Source organism: Propioniciclava tarda (assembly GCF_900182665.1).
GTDB classification, from domain to species: Bacteria; Actinomycetota; Actinomycetes; order Propionibacteriales; family Propionibacteriaceae; genus Propioniciclava; species Propioniciclava tarda.
The window spans coordinates 125515-145429 of the sequence record NZ_FXTL01000002.1; the positions used below are offsets into that span (position 1 = coordinate 125515).

Below are 19915 nucleotides of genomic sequence, written 5' to 3' on the forward strand. Positions count from 1 at the left end.
TTCTCGGTAGACTCCGGCGTCGGAGTACTGGAGGAAGGCACGCGGATGGTTCAGATCTCGACGAACGACCTGAAGAACGGCACGGTTCTCGACCTGGACGGTCAGCTGTGGGCCGTCATTTGGTTCCAGCACCACAAGCCGGGCAAGGGCAACACGGTCGTCCGCAGCAAGCTCAAGCACGTCCTGAGCGGCAAGGTCGTCGACCGCACCTTCAACTCCGACACCAAGGTCGAGAGCGCTTCCGTCGACCGCCGCGAGATGCAGTACCTGTACCACGACGGCGAAGCCTTCGTGTTCATGGACGCCACCAGCTACGAGCAGCTCCCGATCCCGGACGCCGTCGTCGGCGACGGCAAGGACTACCTGCTCGAGAACATGATGGCCACGGTCGCCACGCACGAGGGCAACCCCCTCTACATCGACCTGCCCCCGTCGGTGGAACTCGAGATCACCTACACCGAGCCCGGGCTGCAGGGCGACCGCTCCTCGGCCGGCACCAAGCCTGCGACCCTCGAGACGGGCAAGCAGATCCAGGTTCCCCTGTTCATCGAGTCGGGCACTCGGGTGAAGGTCCGCACCGAGGACGGCTCGTATCTCGGTCGTGTCTGAGGTGGTTGACGCGCCGGTCAAACGCGGGGCCGGGGGCACCCGGTCGAAGGCGCGCAAGCGCGCGCTCGACATCCTGTTCGAGTCGGATCTGCGCGGCGACGACGCCCTGGCCACCCTCGCCGAGCGCGTCGAGTTGGCCGAACCGCCCGTGCGGGAGTTCACCCGGCATCTGGTCGAGGGCGTCTGCGCCGAGCGCGATCAGATCGACGGCGTCATCGCGGCCAGCCTGACCGGCAAGTGGACGCTGGACCGCATGCCCTGCATCGACCGCAACCTGGCCAGGATCGCCATCTTCGAGATGTGGTTCACCGAGTTGGCCCCCGAGATCGCCGTGAGCCAGGCGGTCGACCTGGGCGCTTCGTTGTCCACCGACGAGAGCGCCGACTTCCTCAACGGGCTGCTGGGCAAGGCTCTGCGCGCGCTCCGCGAGACGTACCCCAAGGCAGCCCGAGGCGAGGCGGACGACGCCGCCGAACCGGGTGACGACGACACCGACGACCCCGAGGACGATCCAGCGGGCGACTGATCGCCCCGCCGGGAAAGGACACCGATGACAGCCACGACAGGCGACGAGATCCCGGCATTGTTGGTGTTGGAGGATGGTCGATCCTTCCTCGGCGTGTCGTTCGGTGCCCCCGGCGAGACCTTCGGCGAGGCCGTGTTCTCGACGGGCATGACGGGTTACCAGGAGACGCTGACCGATCCCTCGTACCGACGCCAGGTCGTCATCGCGACCGCCCCGCAGATCGGCAACACCGGCTGGAACGACGTCGACGACGAGTCCCGACGGATCTGGGTTGCGGGCTACGTCGTCCGGGACCTCTCGCGCGTCCGGTCGAACTGGCGCTCGAACCGCTCCCTCAACGACGTGCTCCGCGACCAGGGCGTGGTCGGCATCGCCGAGATCGACACGCGCGCCCTGACCCGTCACCTGCGCGAACGGGGCGCCATGCGCGTCGGCATCTCGACGACCGAGTTGGACGCCGCGCGGCTGCTCGCGCGCGTCCTCGAACAGCCCGCCATGAGCGGCGCCAACCTGGTCGGCGAGGTCACGGTGGACGCCGCAGCGATCGTCCCCGCGGTGGGCGAGAAGAGGTTCACCCTGGCTGCCGTGGACCTGGGCATCAAGGACATGACCCCGACGATGCTGGCCGAGCGCGGGGTCGAGGTGCACGTGCTGCCAGCGACGGCGTCCATCGACGATGTTCGCGCCGTCGGCGCGGACGGAGTGTTCTTCAGCAACGGACCCGGCGACCCGGCCACGGCGGACGGGCCCATGGCCCTCCTGCAGCAGGTGCTGGATGCCGGCCTGCCGTATTTCGGCATCTGCTTCGGCCACCAGATCTTCGGACGCGCCCTCGGCTTCGGCACCTACAAGCTCAAATACGGCCACCGCGGCATCAACCAGCCGGTCATGGACCTGGCCACCCGCAAGGTCGAGATCACCGCCCAGAACCACGGCTTCGCCGTCGACGCGCCGCGCGAGGGCACCACGGCCACCCGTTGGGGGCAGGCACGGGTCAGCCACGTCTGCCTCAACGACGACGTCGTCGAGGGCCTCGAACTGCTGGACGCCGACGGTGCGGTCCGCGCGTTCAGCGTCCAGTACCACCCGGAGGCGGCCGCCGGACCCCACGATTCGGCCTATCTCTTCGACCGCTTCGTCGACCTTCTCGCCCGCAGCAAGGGAGCCCACTGACATGCCGCGCCGCACGGACATCTCATCGATCCTGGTGATCGGCTCGGGCCCCATCGTCATCGGCCAGGCCTGCGAGTTCGACTACTCGGGCACCCAGGCGTGCCGCGTCCTGCGCGAGGAGGGCTTCCGCGTCGTCCTGGTGAACTCGAACCCGGCGACGATCATGACCGACCCCGAGTTCGCGGACGCCACCTACATCGAGCCCATCACCCCCGAGTTCGTCGAGAAGGTGATCGCCGCCGAGCGGCCGGACGCCATCCTCGCCACCCTGGGCGGCCAGACGGCCCTGAACACGGCCGTCGCGCTGCACTCGTCGGGAGTGCTGGCTAAGTACGGCGTCGAGATGATCGGGGCGTCCTTCGACGCCATCCAGGCCGGCGAGGACCGCGAGAAGTTCAAGGCGATCGTCGACTCCCTCGACATCCCAGGCGTGAACCCCGAGTCGGCTCGGTCGGTGGTCTGCCATAGCCTCGACGAGGTGCTCGCGGCCGCAGATCAGCTCGGCTACCCGGTGGTGCTGCGGCCGTCGTTCACGATGGGCGGCGTGGGGTCCGGGTTCGCCCACGACGAGGCGGAACTGCGCGAGCTGGCCGCCATCGGCCTGGACGCATCGCCGGTCAGCGAGATTCTGGCCGAGGAGTCGATCCTGGGCTGGAAGGAGTACGAGCTCGAGGTGATGCGGGACACGGCCGACAACGTCGTGATCATCTGCTCGATCGAGAACCTCGACCCGATGGGCGTCCACACCGGCGACTCCATCACCGTGGCGCCCGCGATGACCCTGACCGATCGCGAGTACCAGGCGATGCGTGACGTGGCCCTGGCGGTCATCCGCAAGGTCGGCGTCGACACCGGGGGCTGCAACATCCAGTTCGCGGTCCACCCCGACAACGGACGCCTCGTCGTCATCGAGATGAACCCGCGCGTGTCGCGGAGCTCGGCGCTGGCGTCCAAAGCGACCGGCTTCCCGATCGCAAAGATCGCGGCCAAGGTTGCGGTCGGCTACACCCTGGACGAGATCGACAACGACATCACCGGGGTGACGCCCGCGTCGTTCGAGCCGACGCTCGACTACGTGGTGGTCAAGGTGCCGCGGTTCGCGTTCGAGAAGTTCCCGACCGCCGAGAACACGCTGACCACGCACATGAAGTCGGTGGGCGAGGCGATGGCCATGGGGCGCAACTTCCCCGAGGCGCTCAACAAGGCGCTGCGCTCGCTCGAAGATCCCAAGGCGCCGTTCGACTTCACGTCCGTCGTCGACGACGACCTGGACGAGCTGGTCGAGCGCGCGTCGCGTCCCCATGACGGACGCCTCCAGCTGGTCATGCGCGCGCTCCGAGCCGGAGCGTCCGTCGAGCGGCTGCACGACGCGACCGGCATCGATCCCTGGTTCCTGGACCAGCTGTTGCTCATCAAAGAGACCGCGGACGCCGTCGCCGCGGCTCCGGCCATGTCCCCGGCTGTGCTGCGTCGCGCCAAGCGGGTAGGCCTCTCCGATGCCCAGATCGGACGCCTCCGCGGCTGCAGCGAGGAGGTCGTCCGCGGCGTCCGCTGGGCGCTCGGCATCACGCCGGTGTTCAAGACGGTCGACACCTGCGCCGCCGAGTTCGCGGCGCTGACGCCGTACCACTACTCGAGCTACGACGAGGAGACCGAGGTCCAGCCGCGCACCAAGCCGGCGGTGCTGATCCTCGGCTCGGGCCCGAACCGGATCGGTCAGGGGATCGAGTTCGACTACAGCTGCGTCCACGCGGCGATGGCCCTGCGCGGGGCGGGCTACGAGACCGTCATGGTCAACTGCAACCCCGAGACCGTCTCGACCGACTACGACACCTCCGATCGGCTCTACTTCGAGCCGCTGACGCTTGAGGACGTGCTGGAGGTCTACCGGGCCGAGCTTTCCGTCGGGCCGGTGGCCGGCGTCGTCGTGCAACTAGGTGGGCAGACCCCGCTGAAGCTCGCGCAGGCTCTGAAGGACAACGGCGTTCCGATCGTCGGGACGTCGCCCGAGGCGATCCACCTGGCCGAAGAGCGGGGTGCCTTCGGACGCGTCCTGGTCGCGGCCGGCCTGCCCGCGCCGCGCTACGGCATGGCGAGCGACGTCAAGCAGGCGCTCAGCATCGCCGAGGCGATCGGCTACCCGGTGCTGGCGCGTCCGAGCTACGTGCTGGGCGGACGCGGCATGGAGATCGTCTACGACGACGCCGCCCTCGTGGCCTACATCGAGCGCTCGACGTCGATCACCGCCGAGGCTCCCGTCCTGATCGACCGCTTCCTCGACGACGCCATCGAGATCGACGTGGACGCCCTCTACGACGGTGACGACCTCTACCTCGGCGGCGTCATGGAGCACATCGAGGAGGCCGGCATCCACTCGGGCGACTCGGCGTGCTCGCTGCCGCCGATCACGCTCGGCAAGGACGTGATCGAGCGGATCCGCACCTCGACCGAGGCGATCGCCCGCGGCGTCGGCGTCCGGGGTCTGATCAACATTCAGTACGCGCTGCAGGGCGACACGCTCTACGTCCTGGAGGCGAACCCGCGGGCGTCCCGCACCGTGCCGTTCGTGTCCAAGGCCACCGACACCCAGCTCGGCAAGGCCTGCGCGCGCGTCATGCTGGGGGAGTCGATCGCGGATCTCCGCCGCGCCGGCGTCCTGCGCCGCAACGGCGACGGCAGCGCCCTGCTGGAGTCGGCGCCGATCGCGGTCAAGGAGGCGGTCATGCCGTTCAACCGCTTCCGCACCCAAGAGGGCTCGTCCGTCGACACCCTGCTCGGCCCCGAGATGAAGTCGACGGGCGAGGTCCTGGGGCTCGATCTGACCTTCGGCACCGCGTTCGCCAAGAGCCAGACGGCCGCCTACGGGGGGCTTCCGATGAGTGGCACGGCGTACGTGTCGATCGCCAACCGCGACAAGCGCCATGCCATCTTCCCCGTGAAGCGGCTGGCCGATCTCGGCTTCAAGATCACGGCGTCCGAAGGCACCGCCCAGGTGCTCCGCCGCAACGGCATCGAGGTCGAGGTCTACCGCAAGGCGCACGAGGGCACCGGCCCGGACGGCACCAAGACGGTCATCGACGCGATCATGGACGGCGAGATCGACCTGATCTTCAACACGCCGCAGGGGGCAGGTGCCGACGGGGCCCCCCGTCGGGATGGCTGGACGATCCGGGCGGCGGCCGTCCTGAGGTCCATCCCGATCATCACCACCGTCCAGGGCCTGGGCGCAGGCGTCCAGGGCATCGAGGCGCAGCAAGCCGACACCGTCGGCGTCCGATCTCTGCAATCCTGGGCGGACGCCGTCCGCACCGAGCTGGAGAGCAAGCCATGACCCTCCGTGCCACCCTCGTCGAGCAGGGCTACGCGCGCCTGCTGCGTCCGGTGATGTTCGCCGCCCACGGCGGCGACCCGGAGAAGATCCACGTCGACATGATCGCGGCCCTCGGCCTGCTGCAGTCCCTCCCGGGCCTGCGGGACGCCGTCCGCGCGCTGACCTCGGTGCCGGCGTCGCCGGTGACGGTGGCCGGCATCGACTTCCCGGGCCGGGTCGGCTTGGCCGCCGGCATGGACAAGGAAGGCAAGGCGGCGAAGGCTTGGCAGCACCTCGGCTTCGCCTTCGCCGAGCTGGGCACGGTGACCGCCCAGGCTCAGCCCGGCAACCCCAGGCCGCGCATCTTCCGGCTGCGCGACTCGAAGGCCCTCATCAACCGCATGGGCTTCAACAACGACGGAGCGCTCGCGCTGGCGAACCGCCTCGCGGTGGGGGGCATCTTCCGCGGCAACGGTGCTGCCGGCATCCCACTCGGGATCTCCATCGGCAAGACGAAGGTCGTGCCGGTCGAGGACGCGGTCGACGACTACCTGACGTCCCTGCGCATCCTCGCGCCGCACGCCGACTACGTGGCCGTCAATGTGTCCAGCCCCAACACCCCCGGACTGCGCTCGCTCCAGGACGGGGGAGCGCTCGCCGGCCTGCTCACCGCGCTGGTCGGGGAGTCGAAGACACTGGCCGTCGGCGGGACGCCCGTCCCGGTGTTCGTCAAGATGGCGCCCGATCTCACCGAGCCGCAGCTGGACGAGATTCTGCAGGCGGCCTCGGACGCCGGCGTGGCGGGCCTGATCGCCACCAACACGACCCTCGGACGCGACGGCCTGGCGGCGTCCGACCAGGCGCAGGCGTCCGAGGCGGGCGGGCTGTCAGGCGCACCGCTGACCGAACGCGCGCGCGAGGTCGTCTCCTACCTGTGCAGGCATACCGACCTGCCCGTGATCGGGGCGGGCGGCATCATGACCGCCGCGGACGCGACCGCCCTGCTGGACGCCGGCGCCAGCCTGGTACAGCTCTACACTGGCTTCATCTACGGCGGGCCGGCACTGATCGGGTCGATCAATGCGGCCCTGGCAAGGGCATAAGGAGGCTTCATGACCTACCGGCAGCGGTTGAGAGCGGTCGTCGAGGCGCGCGGCGCCCTGGTCGTCGGAGTCGACCCGCACCCCGGCCTCCTGGACGCCTGGGGGCTGCCGCGGACGGCCTCCGGCCTCGAGCGCTGCGCGCGCGGCCTGGTCGAAGCCATCGGCGACGTGGTGGCCGTCCTCAAGCCGCAGTCGGCCTTCTTCGAGACCTACGGATCGGCCGGCATCGCCGTGCTGGAGCGGGTGCTCGCCGACATTCGCTCACACGGCGCCCTGAGCATTCTCGACGTGAAGCGCGGCGACATCGGCTCGACCATGGACGCCTACGCCGACGCCTACCTGGCCGACGGCGCACCGTTGGCCGCGGACGCCATCACGATCTCGCCGTACCTGGGCTTCGGGTCGCTGCAGCCGGCGTTCGAGCGCGCCGTCGCGAACGACCGCGGCGTCTACGTTCTGGCCCGCACGTCCAATCCAGAGGGCGGCCAGGTGCAGCTGGCGCTCGGTGAGGACGGCTCCGTGGTCCAGGAGATCATCGACGCTGCCGCCGAGCTGAACCGCAAGCTGCCGACGCGCGCCATCGGCCTCGTCGTCGGCGGCACCCACGCCAACCTGGGCTGCGACGTCTCGGAGTTCAACGGTTCGATCCTCGTGCCAGGCATCGGCGTCCAGGGCGGACGCCTCGAGGACCTGCCCGGGCTCTTCGGGGACGCCGTTCGGCACGTCCTTCCGTCGGTGAGTCGCGGGGTGATTTCGGCCGGTCCGGACCCGGTCGCGCTGCGCCGTCGGGTGCTTGATCTCCTAGCCACGTAGCGTTCACAGGCGGATGAGAACCCGCTAGGTTTGTTCTCAGCTGCATAGACCCCGCAGCTTTCGATGGAGACAAACGTGTCTATTCCGCAGTTGACCACTGAGCAGTTGCAGGCAGCGCGCGCCGCCGCAACGCTCGCGCGCCGCCAGCGCGCCGATCTCAAGGCCGGTGTTCGGTCGGGGGCCATCACCTTGTCCAAGGCGCTCGACTCGGCGATGGGAGACGACGTGCTCGCGCACGTCAAGGTCGTCGACCTCCTCAAGGCACTGCCCCGCGTGGGGGAGAAGCGAGCAGCCGCCGTCATGGAGCGCCTCGACATTGCGCCCAACCGTCGCATCCGTGGGCTCGGTCGCCACCAGATCGCAGGGCTGAAGGCCGAGTTCAAGTGAGAGGTGACATCACGGTCATCTCCGGTCCGACCGCAGTCGGCAAGGGAACCGTGGTGTCGGCCCTGAAGTTGCGCTGTCCGGACGTGTGGGTGTCGGTATCGGCCACGACCCGGTCGCCGCGTCCTTTGGAGCGCGACGGGGTCGACTATCTCTTCGTGTCGAACACCGAGTTCGACCACCTCGTCGCCACCGACGGCCTGTTGGAGTGGGCCCAGGTGCATGGCCGCGATCGCTACGGGACGCCGGTGGCGCCGGTCGAGGCGGCCGTCGCCGCCGGACGCCGCGTCATCCTCGAGATCGACCTTCAGGGAGCCCGCCAGGTCAAGGCGAAGCTCCCCGGCGTCCGCTCGATCTTCCTCGAACCCCCGAGCTGGGACGTGCTCGTCTCGCGGCTCGAGGGGCGGGGAACCGAGACGTCCGAGCAGCGCAATCGGCGGCTGTCGACGGCGCGGATGGAGCTGGCGGCGGCGTCCGAGTTCGACCACGTGGTGGTGAATGAGGATTTGGGAGATACGGTAGATGCTTTGGTAGGCTTGCTTGGCTTATCGCACACACACGTCACAAAGGTCAATCCTTGAGCAACCTCATTCCTGAAGGCATCACGAACCCGCCGATCGACGAGCTCTTGACGAAGGTCGACAGCAAGTATCGGCTCGTCCTGTTCGCCGCCAAGCGGGCGCGTCAGATCAACGCGTACTACAGCCAGCTCGGCGAGGGCCTGCTGGAGAACGTGGGTCCGCTCGTCGAGACCTCGGTTCAAGAGAAGCCGCTGACGATCGCGCTCCGCGAGATCAACGCCGACGTGCTGGACTGCACCCAGATCGATCCCGAGGCTGAGGCCGCCGCGCGCGCCGCCGCCGAGGCCGATCCCGACTTCTCCCTCGACCCGTTCGACCCGGTCGACCTGGGCTGACCGGCCCGACATGAGCCGCATCCTCCTCGGGGTCGCGGGCGGAATCGCTGCCTACAAGGCCTGCTTGTTGCTGCGCCGCTTCACCGAGGCTGGACACGACGTCACCGTCGTCCCCACCGCCAACGCGCTGGAGTTCGTCGGCGCCACCACGTGGGCGGCGCTGTCCGGACACCCCGTGTCGACGTCGGTCTTCGAGCGTGTGGACGCCGTCCCGCACGTCGCGCTGGGGCAAGCCGCCGAACTCGTGGTGGTGGCCCCCGCCACGGCTGACCTGCTGGCCAGGGCGGCGACCGGACGCGCGGACGACCTGCTCACCAACGTGCTGCTGACGGCGTCCTGCCCCGTGTTGATGGCGCCGGCGATGCACACCGAGATGTGGCTGCACCCCGCCACCCAGGCCAACGTCGCGACCCTGCGGTCGCGTGGCGTGATCGTCCTCGACCCGGCGGACGGGCGCCTGACCGGCGCCGATACCGGTCCTGGACGCCTGCCCGAGCCCGAGGACATCGAGGCCGTGGCACTCTCCCTGCTCGGCGACGAGGCGACCGTCGCCGCGGTGCGCCGCCGTGACCTGGCCGGACGCAGCGTCGTCGTCAGCGCGGGAGGCACCCGCGAGCACCTGGATCCGGTGCGGTTCCTCGGCAACGCGTCGTCCGGACGCCAGGGCGTCGAGATCGCCCGTGCCGCGGCCCTGCGCGGCGCCCGGGTCACCCTGGTGGCCGCGCACGTCGAGGTGGGACTGCCGTCCGGCGTCCGGCTCGTCCGAGCGCACACGACCGGTGAGCTGGCGGACGCGATGACAGCCGCCGCAGCGGATGCCGACGTCATCGTGATGGCCGCCGCCCCCGCCGACTTCACCCCGGCCGCGGCGTCCGACGTCAAGATCAAGAAGTCCGGCGACAACGGGCTCGACCTGCACCTGGTGCAGACGACCGACATCCTCGCTGGCCTGTCGGCCCACCGGGCCCGCGCCCAGGTCGTCGTCGGCTTCGCCGCAGAGACGGCGTCCGATCGGGACGACCTCCTGGCGCTCGGTCGCGCGAAGCTCGCGCGCAAGGGCTGCGACCTTCTGGTCCTCAACAACGTGTCCGGCGGAGCCGTGTTCGGCCAGCCGTCGAACGACGTCGTCATCCTGGACGCCGACGGGGTGGTCTGCACCGTCTCCGGTGAGAAGTCGGTCGTCGCCCATCGCATCTTGGACGCCGTCGCCGGGCGCTAAGCGAGGTGCCGCCCGAAAGGCACCCCTCAGGGTTGCAGGTAAGCTGACTCGTTGTGGATTACCAAGTCGCTGACCTGAGCCTGGCCGAGTACGGACGCAAGCAGATCAACCTCGCCGAGCGCGAAATGCCCGGCTTGATGGCGATGCGCGAGCGGTTCGGGGCGTCCAAGCCGCTCACGGGCGCCAGGATCGCGGGCTCGCTCCACATGACGGTGCAGACCGCGGTGCTGATCGAGACGTTGGTCGCGCTCGGCGCCGAGGTGCGGTGGGCGTCCTGCAACATCTTCTCGACCCAGGACGAGGCGGCCGCAGCCGTCGTCGTCGGCCCGGACGGCACCCCCGAAGACCCCCGCGGCGTCCCGGTGTTCGCCTGGAAGGGCGAGACACTCGAGGAGTACTGGGACTGCACCGAACGCATCCTGACCTGGGAGGGGACGACCCCGAACATGATCCTGGACGACGGCGGCGACGCGACGCTGCTGGTGCACAAGGGCGTGGAGTTCACCAAGGCGGGAGCGGTGCCGGAGGCGTCGGCGTCCGATTCGCACGAGTACTCGGTCGTTCTCGCCCAGTTGCGGAAGTCGACCCTCAACTGGATCGAGCTCGCCAACGCCATCCAAGGCGTCACCGAGGAGACCACGACCGGCGTCCACCGGCTGTACGAGATGGCGCGCGCTCAGGCCTTGCTGTTCCCGGCGATCAACGTCAACGACTCGGTGACCAAGAGCAAGTTCGACAACAAGTACGGCATCCGGCACAGCCTGATCGACGGCATCAACCGCGCCACCGACGTCCTGATCGGCGGCAAAGTGGCGCTGGTCTGCGGGTACGGCGACGTCGGCAAGGGCTCGGCCGAAGCGCTGGCCGGCCAGGGCGCCCGCGTCATCGTCACCGAGGTCGATCCGATCTGCGCGCTCCAGGCGTCCATGGACGGCTACCAGGTTGCGCGCCTCGAAGACGTCGTCGGCCAGGTCGACATCTTCGTCACCACGACCGGCTGCGTGAACGTCATCACCGCCGACCACATGGCCGCCATGAAGGATCTGGCGATCGTCGGCAACATCGGCCACTTCGACAACGAAATTGACATGGCCGGGCTGGAGAAGGTCCCGGGCATCAAGCGCACGAACATCAAGCCGCAGGTCGACACGTGGACGTTCCCGGACGGGCACTCGATCATCGTCCTCAGTGAAGGCCGCCTCCTGAACCTGGGCAACGCCACCGGGCACCCCAGTTTCGTGATGAGCAACAGCTTCACCAACCAGGTGCTGGCCCAGATGGAGCTGTTCACCAAGCCCGACGAGTACCCCATCGGCGTCTACACGCTGCCCAAGGAACTGGACGAGGAGGTCGCGCGGCTGCACCTGGACGCCCTCGGCGTCCGGCTGACGACCCTGACCGACGAGCAGGCCGACTACCTCGGCGTCCCCGTGGCTGGTCCGTTCAAGCCCGATCACTACCGCTACTGAGCCGGAGACACATCATGAGCAGGCTGTTCACGTCGGAGTCCGTGACCGAAGGGCACCCGGACAAGGTCGCTGACGCGGTCTCGGACGCCGTCCTCGACGCCCTCCTGGCCCAAGACCCGCGGTCGCGGGTGGCCGTCGAGACGCTCGTGACCACCGGCACGGTCGTCGTGGCGGGAGAGGTGACGACCGAGGCCTACGCCGACATTTCCGGCATCGCGCGCGAGCGCATCCTCGCGATCGGCTACGACCGCGCGGAGGCGTCCTTCGACGGCAAGTCCTGCGGCGTCCTGGTGTCCCTGGGTGCGCAGTCGCCCGACATCGCCCAGGGCGTGGACGCCGCCGAGGAGGTCCGCCTGGACGCCGCCGACGTCGATCCGCTGGATCGGCAGGGGGCCGGCGACCAAGGTCTGATGTTCGGCTACGCCTGCACCGACACGCCGACGCTCATGCCCCTGCCCATCGACATCGCCCACCGCCTTTCGGAGCGGCTGGCCCAGGTGCGGCAGACCGGCGAGCTCGACTGGGTGCTGCCCGACGGCAAGACCCAAGTCACGATCGAGTACGACGGCGACCAGGCCGTGCGCCTCGACACCGTCGTCGTGTCGACCCAGCACCTGGAGTCCGTCGACCACGCGACGATCGCCGCCGAGATTCGGGCGCGGGTCATCGATCCCGTGGTGGCGCGCTACGACATCGCGCACCCCGATCTCAAGGTGTTCGTCAACCCCACGGGCAAGTTCGTCATCGGCGGACCCATGGGCGACGCCGGCGTCACCGGGCGCAAGATCATCGTCGACACCTACGGCGGCATGGCCCGCCACGGCGGCGGCGCGTTCTCGGGCAAGGACCCCTCCAAGGTCGACCGCTCCGCGGCGTACGCCATGCGCTGGGTCGCCAAGAACGTGGTCGCCGCTGGGCTCGCGACCCGCTGCGAAGTGCAGGTGGCGTACGCCATCGGGCGGGCGCATCCGGTCGGCTTTTACACCCAGTGCTTCGGCACCGAGACGGTTCCGGTCGAGCAGATCAACGACGCCGTGCTGAGCGTCTTCGACCTCCGTCCGGCGGCGATCATCCGTGACCTCGACCTGCTGCGTCCGATCTACTCGCAAGTGACGAACTACGGTCACTTCGGCCGCGAGTTGGACGTCATGACCTGGGAGCGCACCGATCGGGCGGAGGCCTTGGCGGCGGCCGTCCGCGGCTGAGCGGGCGGGTTTTCGTCGGGGCCGGGTGGCAGGATCGTCTCCATGACGACCTCGCCGGAGCCGCGCCTCATCGCGCAGGTCGCCGTCGACGTCTCGCTGCCGCACCTCGACCGTGTCTTCGACTACGAGGTCCCGGCCAAGGATCGCGACGCCGTCGCGCCCGGTGTGCGGGTGCGGGTCCGGTTCGCCGGCAAGCTGCGGGACGGGTTCGTCCTGGGCCTGACCGATACCTCGGACGCCGGCGACAAGTTGCGTCCGCTGGAGCGGGTGCTGTCGCCCGAGGTGGTGCTCACACCGCCTGTCGCGGCCCTGTGCCGACGGGTGGCCGATCACTACGGGGGCACCCTGGGCGACGTCCTGCGGATGGCGGTTCCGACCCGTCATGCCGCGACGGAGTCCGCGAGCCCCGTCGCCTACCCCGAGCCGGGGACGCCGCCGGCGCCGGTCGTCCTGCCTCTGTACCCGGGGGGCTCGGAGTTTCTCGGCGCGCTCGGTGAGGGACGGCCCCTGCGCGCCGCCTGGACCGCCGTGCCCGTCGCCGCCCCCCCGGGGGACTGGGCGGCCGGCTTCGCGGAGGCGGCGGGCGCCACGGTGGCGTCCGGCCGGGGTGTCGTTCTGGTCGTCCCGGACGCCGCGGCCCTCGCCGTCCTGGCCAGCGCCTGCACGGAGGCCTTCGGCGCCGGCTCGTTCGTGACGCTCAGCGCCGACCTTGGTCCGGCGGCCCGCTATCGGGCCTTCCTGGCGGCCGTGCGGGGAGGCGTCCGCCTGGTGCTCGGCACCAGGAACGCTGTCTACGCGCCGGTGCCCGACCTCGGACTGATCGCGGTGTGGGACGAGGGCAACGATTCCCTGGCCGAGCCCCGGGCCCCCTACCCGCACGCGCGGGAGGTCGCCGCGCTTCGGGCCGCCGAGCAGCACTGCGCGCTGCTGATCGCGGGGTACGCGCGCACGGCTGAGACCCAGGCGCTGGTCGAGCGCGGTTGGCTCGTGCCGCTGGTACTGCCGCCGGCCGAGGCCCGGCGGATCGCTCCGGTGGTGCGCATCGCGTCCGACACGGACTGGGCCCTCGAGCGCGATCCGGCCGCGCGCGCCGCACGCCTGCCGCACGACGTCTTCGCCGCGATCCGCCAGGGGCTGACCCAGGGCCCGGTGCTGGTCCAGGTGCCCCGCGCCGGGTACGTCTCGACCGTCGCCTGCGAGGCCTGTCGAGCGACCGCCCGGTGCCCGCGCTGCTCGCGGCTGCTCCGTGGCGAGGCGGGCGACGCGGCCCTGCGGCTGACCTGCGCGCTGTGCGGTCCGGTGGGGGGCGGCTGGGCCTGCTCCGAGTGCGGTGGACGCCGGCTCCGGGCGCCGCGCGTCGGCGTCCGGCGGACGGCCGAAGAGCTGGGTAAGGCCTTCCCGCAGACCCGTGTGATCGAGTCCTGGTCCGGACGCCTCGTGGCGAGTGTGCCGGACGAGCCGGCGCTCGTGCTGGCCACTCCGGGGGCCGAGCCGACCGCCGACCAGGGGTACGCGGCAGCGGTGCTGCTCGACACGTGGCTGCTGTTGAACCGCGCCGACCTGCGGGCGGCCGAGGAGGCGCTGAGGCGGTGGACTGGCGTCTGCGCCCTGGTCCGGCCGGCGGACCGCGGCGGAACCGTCATGGCGGTGGGGGAGGCGGACGCCCGCGCGCTGCAGGCCCTGGTCCGGCTGGACCCGGTGGGGTTCGCGGAGCGCGAGCTGGCCGATCGACGCGCGGCTGGCTTCCCACCCGCCGCGAAGCTGGTGGTGGTCGAGGGCTCGCGGCAAGCCGTCGACGCGTTCGACTCGGTGGCCGCTGCCGTCCCTCAGGTGGAGCGGTTCGGCCCCTTGGCGCTGGACGAGGAGCACTGGCGGCTCAGCCTCCGCACGACCCCGGCACGGGCGTCCGACCTGCTCTCGGCCCTGCGCGCCGAAGCCGGACGCCGGTCGAGCGCGAAGGAGTCCGCGGTGCGAATCACCGTCGACCCGCAAGAGATCGACTAGCTCGTCTAGACAAACGAAGGCCGCCGGGCGTGATCGCCGGGCGGCCTTCGCGTGAGATGTGGTGGGCTCTTAGCCCCTGACCTTCTCAGAGAGTTCTGCCATAACGCCGCTCCCTCCTCCGGGTGTCCGGGTGCTTCCCGGTTGCGTGCATGCTACGTCGTCGGAGTGCGTCAGGGAAGGGCCTAGGGTTGGTGTCGTGCGACTCGTCTTTGCCGGCACCCCCGAGGTGGCGCTTCCGTCCCTGGAGCTGCTGGCAAACTCCGGTCACGAGGTGGTCGCGGTCGTCACCAGACCGGACGCCGCTCGCGGCCGCTCGGCACGTCCTGTCCCGTCGCCGGTGGGCGAATGGGCAGCGGACCACGGCGTGGTGGCGCTGAAGCCGGCCAAGGCGTCCGACCCGGACTTCCTCGCTCAGCTCGCGGACCTCGCCCCGGACGCCTGCCCGGTCGTCGCCTACGGCAACCTGCTGACGCAGCCGGCCCTCGACATTCCCGCCTACGGCTGGATCAACCTGCACTTCTCGCTCCTCCCGCGCTGGCGTGGGGCGGCGCCGGTGCAGCGCACGATCATGGCCGGGGACGCCGTGGCGGGGGCGACGACGTTCCGTCTGACGCGTCCGCTGGATGCGGGGCCCGTCTACCGAACGCTCACCCACCCACTGGACGGTACTGAGACGGCCGGCGAGTTGCTGTCCGCGCTCTCGCACACAGGCGCGCGGCTCTTGCTGGACACGCTCGACGACCTGAGCTCCCGGACGCCGACCGAGCAAACCACGCACGGCATGACCCTGGCGCCGAAGCTCACCGTCGACGAGGCGCGGCTGGACTGGAGCCTAGCGGGCGAGCACCTCGATCGATTGATCCGGGGGTGCTCGCCGGATCCGATGGCCTGGACGACCCTGCACGGCGAGCGGGTCAAGGTCGCGCTGGCCCGGCCCCTGCCGTCGAGTGACCTGGAGCCCGGGCAGCTCCGCCCCGAGCGTCGACGCCTACTGGTCGGCACCGGCACCGTCGATCTGGAGCTGATCAGAGTGCTGCCCCAGGGCAAGAAGGAGATGCCCGGGGCCGACTGGGGACGCGGCCTCAAGGCGTCCGATCTCGCCTTCGATCCGGTGGCGTGATGCCGCATCAGCGACTGGCTCGTCGGCGTCCGGATGCGGCTCGCGTCCTGGCGTACCGCACCCTGCGCGCCGTGTCGTCCGAGGGCGCCTACACGAACCTCGAGCTCGGCCGCCGGCTCGCCGACGCCGGCCTGGACGCCCGCGATGCCGCCTTCGCCACCGAGTTGGTGTCGGGCACGTCCCGCCTTCAGGGCACGTACGACCGCGTGCTGGCGGAGGCGTCCGGACGGCCCAGCAGCGGCCTCAAGCCGGACGCCCTGGACGCCCTCCGACTGGGGACGCACCAGCTGCTCTCGATGCGCGTCCCACAGCGGGCGGCGGTGGCCGCCACGGTTGAGCTGGCCGGAGCCGAGATCGGCGAGAAGGTGGTCGGCCTGACGAACGCCGTGCTGCGGAAGGTCGCAGCGAAGTCGTTGGACGAGTGGGTCGCGCTGCTGTCGGCCGGCGAGGACGCCGTCGGCGCCCTGGCCACCCGGACGCATCACCCGCGCTGGATCGCACAGGCGTACGTCGACCTGCTGGGCGACGAGGCCGAGGCGGGCCTCGCCGCGAACAACGAGCCCCCGGTGACGACCCTGGTGGTCCGCCCGGGCTTGGCGAACACGACCGAGCTGGCCGGCGAGCGGACGTCGCACAGCCCGTTCGGAGCACGGCGGGCGGGTAATCCCGGCGACGTGCCGGCGGTGCGGGAGGGTCGCGCGGGCGTCCAGGATGAGGGCTCTCAGCTCGTGGCGTGGGCCCTGGCGCGTCCGGACGCCCCGGCCGGGCCGTGGCTCGACCTGTGTGCCGGCCCGGGCGGCAAGGCGGCCTTGCTGGCGGGCCTGGCCATCGCCGCCGGGCAGCGGTTGCTGGCGTCCGAGGTCTCGGAGCATCGCGCGGCCCTGGTGGCGCAGAGCCTCCGCGCCTACGGCGGCGACCACGCGCCGGTGGTGATCTGCGCCGACGGCACACGTCCCGCGTGGCGTGACGGCGCGTTCGCGCGCGTCATGGCGGATGTCCCCTGCACCGGCCTGGGAGCCCTGCGTCGGCGTCCGGAGTCTCGCTGGCGACGCAGCGAGTCGGACCTCGACGACCTCGTGCCGCTGCAACGCGCCCTGCTCGACTCGGCGCTGGATGCCGCCGCGCCGGGCGGGGTCGTCGCGTACGTCACCTGCTCGCCGCACCGCCGCGAAACGGTCGAGATCGTGGACGCCGCCGTCGCGGCCCGGCCCGGACGCGTCCGCCGGCTGACGGCGTCCGACTGGCTGACCGGCGTGGCCGACTGCGCAGTCGGCGACGACGTCCAGCTGTGGCCGCACCGGCACGGCACGGACGCGATGTTCCTGTCGTTGCTGCGCGTCGACTGACCCGGAGTGTCGAGCCTGCCACCCGCGTTGCAGCGATCGACACCACAGGAGGTTCCATGAAGATCGCAGTTCTCGGCACCGGCATCGTCGGACGCACGCTCGCGCACGGCCTGGCCGACGAAGGCCACCAGATCGCCATCGGCAGCCGAGCCGGCGGCCCGGTCGACGGCTGGGAGGGAGCCGTCGGCACCTTCGCCGAGCTCCTCGTGGACGCCGACGTCGCGGTCCTCGCGGTCAAGGGCTCGGTCGCTGAGAACCTCGTCCGCTCGCTGGCCTCGAACCTCGCCGGCAAGGTCGTCATCGACACCACGAACCCCATCGCGGACGCCCCGCCCGTCGACGGCGTCCTGACGTTCTTCACCACGGGCGACTCGTTGCTGGAGCGACTCGCCGCGGCCGCGCCGGAAGCGTCCTTCGTGAAGGCCTTCAACAGCGTCGGCGCGGCCCGGATGGTGCATCCGACGTATCAGGAGGGGCGTCCGAGCATGTTCATGTGCGGCCCAGACGTTGCCAAGGGCGTGGTCGCCCCGCTCGTGGAGTCGCTCGGCTGGGAGGTCGAGGACATGGGTGGTCCGGTGTCGGCGAGGGCCATCGAGGCGCTGTGCATGCTGTGGTGCATCCGGGGCTTCAACAACGGCGAATGGACCCACGCCTTCAAGCTGCTGCACTGAGCCTTCAAGCTCCTGCGCAGAGCTGCTGCCAGACTTGAGTTCATGCCCGACACGACGGATCAGGTGGTCAGCGACCTCTACAGCCCGCTCATCGGAGTGGCCTACCTGGCCTTGCTTCCGCTCTGGCTGCTGCTTTTCGTGAAGCAGGTCAACTCGGCGGACGCGGCCAGCCCATGGACCGCCCTCTACGCGGCGGGCGTCCTCTTCTCGATCGCGCAGTTCTGGCGAGGCCTGGGCCTGCTGCGGCAACGGGTCCGGGCCGACGCCAGGGGCGTCCGGATGGAGGGACTCGGCGGCTTCGACCTGTCGTGGTCGCAGCTGGCCTCGCTGAAGGGGCAGTCTCGCCCCAGGGCCGGGTACGTCGTGATGACCCTGCGGGACGGCCAGAAGGTGACCAGCGACTACCTCATCGGCCGGGCCAAGACTCGCCGGTTCGAGGTCAAGCCGGACGCCCTCGAGCCACTTCTTGCCCTGGCCGCTCGGCAGGGCGTGACCGTCGAGCGATAGGGTCGCGAGCGTGGCGAACCGCATCCATCCCAGCATCCTCAACGCAAATCTGGCCGCGCTCGACAGCGAGATCGCGCGCATCCCGAGCGCGGACGCGATCCACCTCGACGTCATGGATGGCCACTTCGTGCCCAACCTCACCCTCGGCCTGCCCGTCATCGAGTGCCTGCGCAAGAACAACGCCGGACGCTTCCTCGACATCCATCTCATGATCGAGAACGCGGACGTCTGGGCCCCGCAGTACGCCGAGCTGGGCTGCGAGTCCGTGACGTTCCACCTGGAGGCGTCCCAGGCCCCGATCCGGACGGCCCGGCAGCTGCGCAGCCTGGGCTCGCGGGCGGCCGTGGGCCTGCGTCCACAGACGCCGATCGAGCCGCTGGCCGACATCATCACCGAGTTCGACATGATCCTGATCATGACCGTGGACCCCGGCTTTGGGGGCCAGCGCTTCCTGGACGGCATGCTCGGCAAGATCGCCCGGACACGTCAGCTCGTGAAGGCGTCCGGCACCGACATCTGGATTCAGGTCGACGGGGGAGTCTCCGAGGAGACCATCGATCGCTGCGTGGACGCCGGCGCGGACGTGTTCGTCGCCGGCTCGGCCGTGTTCCGGTCGGACGACCCGGACGCCGTGGTCCGCGCCCTCAAGGGCCAGGCCGACCTACGCTGCGGCTGCCGGGCGCACTGATCAGCGGTTGCGGCGCCGAAGAAAGCGCTCGGCCTCGGCCGCCAAGGCCTCGGCGACGTCGGTCTCTTCGTCGGTGTCGTAGTGCTCTTCGAGCGTCGAGATGTACGTCTGGATGTCCGGATCGTCCGCGGCGAGGTCGTTGACGCGACCCTCCCAGGCGGCGGCCTGCTGCGGCAGGTCGCGGACCTCCAGGGTGGCGTCCAAAACGTCTTCGACCTGACCCAGCAGCGCCAACGTGGCCTTGGGGTTCGGCGGCTCGGCGACGTAGTGCGGCACGGCCGCCCACAGCGTGGTCACCTCGAAGCCGGCGTTGTTGCAGGCCTGGGTGAGGACGCCGACGATGCCCGTCGGGCCCTCGTACTCCGTCGAGTTCATCGCGATCTGCACCGGACGCCGATGCGGCGCGTCGGCGAGCATCGAGCCCAGCAAGATGACGTGCTCCGGCTTGACGGACATCATCGCCGAGACCAACTTCGCGCAGAAGGCGCTCCAGTGGTAGTTCGGCTCGGGTCCGCCGATGAGCACCAGGTCGCGCTCCGGGAGGTGGCCGACGAGCACCTCGACCGTGGGCCACTCGATGATCCGGCGTCCGTCGTCGCCGTTGATGACCACGGGACGGCTGGAGGTGAAGTCGTAGAACTCGTCGGGGTCGAGCGCGAAGGCCAACTCGGCCGAGGACAGGTCCGCAAGGTGGTCCAGGACGCCGGTCGCCGCGTCGCCGGCGTCATTCCAGCCGCCGAACGCGGCGATCACGACGGGCCGGTTCAGATCGCGGAGCGGGGACGGGCCAGACATGGCAGCCACTCTACCCAGGGCGTCCGGCCGGACCGAATGGGGCCGCCGCAGCCCCAG

At 70.3% G+C, this 19915-nt stretch carries 19 protein-coding genes; 18 read left to right on the forward strand and 1 reads right to left on the reverse strand.

Annotation, left to right across the window (positions count from 1 at the left end; all coding sequences use genetic code 11):
* Positions 1–45 precede the first annotated feature (45 nt).
* The 18 genes from efp (at position 46) to rpe (ending at position 19063) form a co-directional block, all read left to right on the forward strand.
* On the forward strand, positions 46–609 hold the full coding sequence (gene efp, locus FN821_RS02540) for an elongation factor P (protein ID WP_131170987.1): 564 nt from the start codon (positions 46–48) through the stop codon (positions 607–609).
* Positions 602–1135, forward strand: coding sequence for a transcription antitermination factor NusB (gene nusB / locus FN821_RS02545; protein ID WP_241660060.1), 534 nt, complete (start codon positions 602–604; stop codon positions 1133–1135). The genes efp and nusB overlap by 8 nt, the downstream gene beginning before the upstream one ends.
* Before the next feature lie 24 nt (positions 1136–1159).
* Positions 1160–2308 (forward strand): glutamine-hydrolyzing carbamoyl-phosphate synthase small subunit, encoded by a 1149-nt coding sequence (gene carA, locus FN821_RS02550; protein WP_131170988.1) that lies wholly within the window; start codon positions 1160–1162, stop codon positions 2306–2308.
* A gap of 1 nt (position 2309) precedes the next feature.
* Positions 2310–5639, forward strand: coding sequence for a carbamoyl-phosphate synthase large subunit (carB, locus tag FN821_RS02555; protein ID WP_131170989.1), 3330 nt, complete (start codon positions 2310–2312; stop codon positions 5637–5639).
* Complete coding sequence (locus tag FN821_RS02560) at positions 5636–6721, forward strand: quinone-dependent dihydroorotate dehydrogenase (RefSeq protein WP_131170990.1); 1086 nt, start codon at positions 5636–5638, stop codon at positions 6719–6721. Before carB ends, FN821_RS02560 begins: the two co-directional genes overlap by 4 nt.
* Before the next feature lie 9 nt (positions 6722–6730).
* Positions 6731–7534, forward strand: coding sequence for an orotidine-5'-phosphate decarboxylase (gene pyrF / locus FN821_RS02565; protein WP_131170991.1), 804 nt, complete (start codon positions 6731–6733; stop codon positions 7532–7534).
* Between the two features lie 63 nt (positions 7535–7597).
* The gene (gene mihF, locus FN821_RS02570; RefSeq protein ID WP_131170992.1) at positions 7598–7921 is read left to right on the forward strand and encodes an integration host factor, actinobacterial type; all 324 of its coding nucleotides are present in this window, start codon (positions 7598–7600) and stop codon (positions 7919–7921) included.
* A complete protein-coding gene (gmk, locus tag FN821_RS02575) occupies positions 7918–8499 on the forward strand; it encodes a guanylate kinase (RefSeq protein ID WP_131170993.1) in 582 nt (193 codons plus the stop codon). Before mihF ends, gmk begins: the two co-directional genes overlap by 4 nt.
* Complete coding sequence (gene rpoZ / locus FN821_RS02580) at positions 8496–8834, forward strand: DNA-directed RNA polymerase subunit omega (protein ID WP_277751005.1); 339 nt, start codon at positions 8496–8498, stop codon at positions 8832–8834. The genes gmk and rpoZ overlap by 4 nt, the downstream gene beginning before the upstream one ends.
* 10 nt (positions 8835–8844) lie before the next feature.
* Complete coding sequence (gene coaBC / locus FN821_RS02585; RefSeq protein WP_131170994.1) at positions 8845–10053, forward strand: bifunctional phosphopantothenoylcysteine decarboxylase/phosphopantothenate--cysteine ligase CoaBC; 1209 nt, start codon at positions 8845–8847, stop codon at positions 10051–10053.
* 53 nt (positions 10054–10106) lie between these two features.
* Positions 10107–11522 (forward strand): adenosylhomocysteinase, encoded by a 1416-nt coding sequence (gene ahcY, locus FN821_RS02590; RefSeq protein ID WP_131170995.1) that lies wholly within the window; start codon positions 10107–10109, stop codon positions 11520–11522.
* A 14-nt stretch (positions 11523–11536) separates the two neighbouring features.
* Positions 11537–12727 carry a methionine adenosyltransferase gene (gene metK, locus FN821_RS02595; RefSeq protein ID WP_165489205.1) on the forward strand — a complete coding sequence of 397 codons (1191 nt, stop codon included), beginning with the start codon at positions 11537–11539 and terminating at the stop codon, positions 12725–12727.
* A 42-nt stretch (positions 12728–12769) separates the two neighbouring features.
* Positions 12770–14731 (forward strand): primosomal protein N', encoded by a 1962-nt coding sequence (locus tag FN821_RS02600; protein ID WP_131170997.1) that lies wholly within the window; start codon positions 12770–12772, stop codon positions 14729–14731.
* 196 nt (positions 14732–14927) lie between these two features.
* Positions 14928–15851: a methionyl-tRNA formyltransferase gene (gene fmt, locus FN821_RS02605; RefSeq protein WP_131170998.1), complete on the forward strand. Its 924-nt coding sequence runs from the start codon at positions 14928–14930 to the stop codon at positions 15849–15851.
* Positions 15848–17197 (forward strand): RsmB/NOP family class I SAM-dependent RNA methyltransferase, encoded by a 1350-nt coding sequence (locus FN821_RS02610; protein ID WP_421958033.1) that lies wholly within the window; start codon positions 15848–15850, stop codon positions 17195–17197. Before fmt ends, FN821_RS02610 begins: the two co-directional genes overlap by 4 nt.
* A gap of 56 nt (positions 17198–17253) precedes the next feature.
* Complete coding sequence (locus FN821_RS02615; RefSeq protein ID WP_131171000.1) at positions 17254–17868, forward strand: NADPH-dependent F420 reductase; 615 nt, start codon at positions 17254–17256, stop codon at positions 17866–17868.
* Positions 17869–17910: 42 nt separating this feature from the next.
* Positions 17911–18375, forward strand: a complete 465-nt coding sequence (locus FN821_RS02620; RefSeq protein WP_131171001.1) for a hypothetical protein — start codon at positions 17911–17913, stop codon at positions 18373–18375.
* 10 nt (positions 18376–18385) lie between these two features.
* Positions 18386–19063 carry a ribulose-phosphate 3-epimerase gene (gene rpe / locus FN821_RS02625; RefSeq protein WP_131171002.1) on the forward strand — a complete coding sequence of 226 codons (678 nt, stop codon included), beginning with the start codon at positions 18386–18388 and terminating at the stop codon, positions 19061–19063.
* Here the strand turns inward: rpe and FN821_RS02630 are convergent, their stop codons facing one another.
* On the reverse strand, positions 19064–19858 hold the full coding sequence (locus tag FN821_RS02630) for a PAC2 family protein (RefSeq protein ID WP_131171003.1): 795 nt from the start codon (positions 19856–19858) through the stop codon (positions 19064–19066). It lies immediately after the preceding gene.
* Positions 19859–19915 lie beyond the last annotated feature (57 nt).

What these genes read in the sequence shown, in the direction of transcription:
- efp (WP_131170987.1), top strand. Translation starts at nt 46, where the DNA reads ATGGTTCAGATCTCGACGAACGACCTGAAGAACGGCACGGTTCTCGAC.
- carA (WP_131170988.1), top strand. Translation starts at nt 1,160, where the DNA reads ATGACAGCCACGACAGGCGACGAGATCCCGGCATTGTTGGTGTTGGAG.
- carB (WP_131170989.1), top strand. Translation starts at nt 2,310, where the DNA reads ATGCCGCGCCGCACGGACATCTCATCGATCCTGGTGATCGGCTCGGGC.
- FN821_RS02560 (WP_131170990.1), top strand. Translation starts at nt 5,636, where the DNA reads ATGACCCTCCGTGCCACCCTCGTCGAGCAGGGCTACGCGCGCCTGCTG.
- pyrF (WP_131170991.1), top strand. Translation starts at nt 6,731, where the DNA reads ATGACCTACCGGCAGCGGTTGAGAGCGGTCGTCGAGGCGCGCGGCGCC.
- mihF (WP_131170992.1), top strand. Translation starts at nt 7,598, where the DNA reads ATGGAGACAAACGTGTCTATTCCGCAGTTGACCACTGAGCAGTTGCAG.
- coaBC (WP_131170994.1), top strand. Translation starts at nt 8,845, where the DNA reads ATGAGCCGCATCCTCCTCGGGGTCGCGGGCGGAATCGCTGCCTACAAG.
- metK (WP_165489205.1), top strand. Translation starts at nt 11,537, where the DNA reads ATGAGCAGGCTGTTCACGTCGGAGTCCGTGACCGAAGGGCACCCGGAC.
- FN821_RS02600 (WP_131170997.1), top strand. Translation starts at nt 12,770, where the DNA reads ATGACGACCTCGCCGGAGCCGCGCCTCATCGCGCAGGTCGCCGTCGAC.
- FN821_RS02615 (WP_131171000.1), top strand. Translation starts at nt 17,254, where the DNA reads ATGAAGATCGCAGTTCTCGGCACCGGCATCGTCGGACGCACGCTCGCG.
- FN821_RS02620 (WP_131171001.1), top strand. Translation starts at nt 17,911, where the DNA reads ATGCCCGACACGACGGATCAGGTGGTCAGCGACCTCTACAGCCCGCTC.
- FN821_RS02630 (WP_131171003.1), bottom strand. Translation starts at nt 19,858, where the DNA reads ATGTCTGGCCCGTCCCCGCTCCGCGATCTGAACCGGCCCGTCGTGATC.